The sequence below is a fragment of the Streptomyces alkaliphilus genome, assembly GCF_014141535.1.
Lineage (GTDB): Bacteria > Actinomycetota > Actinomycetes > Streptomycetales > Streptomycetaceae > Streptomyces > Streptomyces alkaliphilus.
Genome location: NZ_VKHT01001288.1, coordinates 1 through 1,167, shown reverse-complemented (window position 1 = coordinate 1,167; position 1,167 = coordinate 1). Strand labels below are relative to the sequence as shown.

The following is a 1,167-nucleotide window of genomic DNA, read 5'->3' as shown; positions in this document are numbered from 1 at the left end:
TCGGCGATCCCACCCGTTCGTGATCCGCCGAACCCCTTCGGCCGGTCCCCGCCCGGGCGGGGACCGGCCGAAGGGGTTCGGCGGATCACGAACGGGTGGGATCGCCGAGGGCCACCGCCGTGAGGTGTCCGCTCTCCGAGACCGACACCACCACGCCGGTCGCTTCCGTCCGGGCGAGCGCGATCAGTTCCAACAGCCCCGACACCGCGCAGTGCCGCGCCTCGCGCACCGCTCCGGCGGGGTCCCGCACCGAACCACCGGCCTCCCGGATGGAGGCTGTGACGGCCTGCCGGACCGCGTGGCCGAACCCCGCGGCGGCGGTCGGTCCGCTGACCACCAGCGGTACGTCCTTCGCCCCGCCCACCAGGGCCGCGATCCGGCGCCCCCCGGCGGCGAGGGCCGCCGGGTCCCGACTGCCGTCGGCACCCCGGGGGACGAACCGGGACACCCCGCCGGTGATCCCGGTGAGGGCCTCCACGTGCCGGGAGGAGTCCGGGGCGGGGCGCCCCCGCAGCACGACGGCGGCCGCCGCGTCGTACTCCTCGCGTCCGTCCTCACCGGTCGGCGCCCGGTCGGTCGCCGCGGCCACCACCCGGTCGGCCCGCCCCGCGCGCAGCGCGGTCACCGCGAACTGGACGGCCTCCAGGCCGCCGGTGACCGGATTGGTGAGCGTCACCGAGAAGGCGCGGGCCCCGGTGCTGATGGCCAGCTGACTGCCGGGGGTGTTCATGGAGAAGGCGGGCACCTCGGCGGGGCCGATCCCCCTGACACCCGTGGTGGTGAGGGTGTCGTCCATCCGTCGGTGCACGTCGGCGATGGCGTACTGGGTGCCGGTGACCACGCCGAGGCGCTCGGCCGGGCCCCCGGTGAGCGGCGGTTCGTCGTGCCGCCTGCCGAGAGCCAGGTTGCCCGCCGCCAACAGGTACCGGGTGGGTGGGCCGAAGTACTTCCAACCCCGCCTGCCGAGGTGGGCGGCGGGATCGAACCATCCGGCGGCACCGGGATCGTCCTCCCCGGCGGGGCGGGGCTCCTCCACGACGGTGCCCGTTCCGGTGATCACCGTGTTCATCGGGCGGCCCTCCAGGTGAGCGCGGCGTTGTTGCCCCCGAAACCGGTACCGCTGACCAGCACCGAAGGCCTGGTGAGGGGGGCGGGCCCTCCCAGTGG

The 1,167-nt window shown here is 75.7% G+C and carries 1 protein-coding gene; it reads right to left on the bottom strand.

Annotated elements, in window-relative coordinates; genetic code table 11:
• Nucleotides 1-85: 85 nt before the first annotated feature.
• Nucleotides 86-1,069 carry a beta-ketoacyl synthase N-terminal-like domain-containing protein gene (locus FNQ90_RS24020; protein WP_182608268.1) on the bottom strand — a complete coding sequence of 328 codons (984 nt, stop codon included), beginning with the start codon at nucleotides 1,067-1,069 and terminating at the stop codon, nucleotides 86-88.
• Nucleotides 1,070-1,167: the final 98 nt, after the last annotated feature.